The organism is Bartonella sp. CL63NXGY, from assembly GCF_042194905.1.
GTDB lineage: Bacteria > Pseudomonadota > Alphaproteobacteria > Rhizobiales > Rhizobiaceae > Bartonella.
This window is the reverse complement of the sequence record NZ_JBHINK010000066.1, coordinates 1-998: the sequence shown is the minus strand read 5'-3', so window position 1 is coordinate 998 and position 998 is coordinate 1. Positions and strand designations below refer to the sequence as shown.

Annotated in this window: 2 protein-coding genes; one reads left to right on the top strand and one right to left on the bottom strand. The window is 36.6% G+C overall.

Going from position 1 to position 998, the window contains the following annotated elements:
* Positions 1 to 75: 75 nt before the first annotated feature.
* Positions 76 to 315, bottom strand: coding sequence for a DNA-binding transcriptional regulator (locus tag ACFIK0_RS09235; RefSeq protein WP_273791731.1), 240 nt, complete (start codon positions 313 to 315; stop codon positions 76 to 78).
* Positions 316 to 402: 87 nt separating this feature from the next.
* On the opposite strand from ACFIK0_RS09235, the gene ACFIK0_RS09230 reads away from it, so the two are divergent.
* The gene (locus ACFIK0_RS09230; protein ID WP_273791732.1) at positions 403 to 756 is read left to right on the top strand and encodes an XRE family transcriptional regulator; all 354 of its coding nucleotides are present in this window, start codon (positions 403 to 405) and stop codon (positions 754 to 756) included.
* Positions 757 to 998 lie beyond the last annotated feature (242 nt).

The following is a 998-nucleotide window of genomic DNA, read 5'->3' as shown; positions in this document are numbered from 1 at the left end:
AACATCACTCCGCTTAAGAGCAAAACTGAAACCACTGCTATCCATAAAATTTCATTCGAACTCATCTTTATCTCCTTAATGCTGTAAAGTTTCTCCGGTGTGATCAACACCGCAGCTCTTGCTAATTTTCGACAATGGGGGGTGTTGCTCTTGATCGCATAAAGATTTTAAAAGATAAGCCACTGCTCCTCTTGAAGGAACACCATATTTTTCCCAACGCCATACTGTTGATTTGTTAACGCCTAATAACGCTGCCATTTCGTCCAGCGTAAGATTAAGGCGTTTGCGTATTTTTTTTGCTTCTATCTTATTCATAAAATTAAGTGTGCAATGTGCACAGAAAAAAGTCAAGTCGAAAAGCACACATAATATGTGCATTATGAATGGAAAGGAGTTGTCAGAATGCAAGAACAAAAACCCGACCAAGCTATACGCTTAACAGAAGCAAGAATTGCCAAAGGATTTAAATCTGCCCGAGCCGCAGCTCAATATTACGGCTGGCCATATTACACTTATATACAACATGAACAAGGAGTTCGCGGCATCAATAAAGCCGCAAGTCGATATGCAAAAGCTTTTAACGTAAGTACAGGTTGGTTATTGACTGGTGAAGGACAGGGGATAAAAACAAAATCTACAACTGCTCTTTCAGACCGCGAACTTCAAGAAGAAGTTTTTAACGCTCTAAAAAATATATCTCCTGAAAAAAAGCAGTGGCTTCTTCGCATTTTAGATACTCTAAAAGACGAAGAATAATAATTAACCTTCTTTTTTTATCTATACTAAGCTTATTCACTGCCTCCATTATAAGGTTATCAATATCATCCATTTTATATATCCCAAAATAATATAATACTCACTAAATATGTTCATGTTGCACACTTTATTGTTGACATATGTGCAATATGCGCATACATAAGTTCCATATCTTAGAAAATAACTTTTGCCAATAGGCAGTATGGAGGCATTTGTGAAGAAACCAGTGTTTATAAATTCTG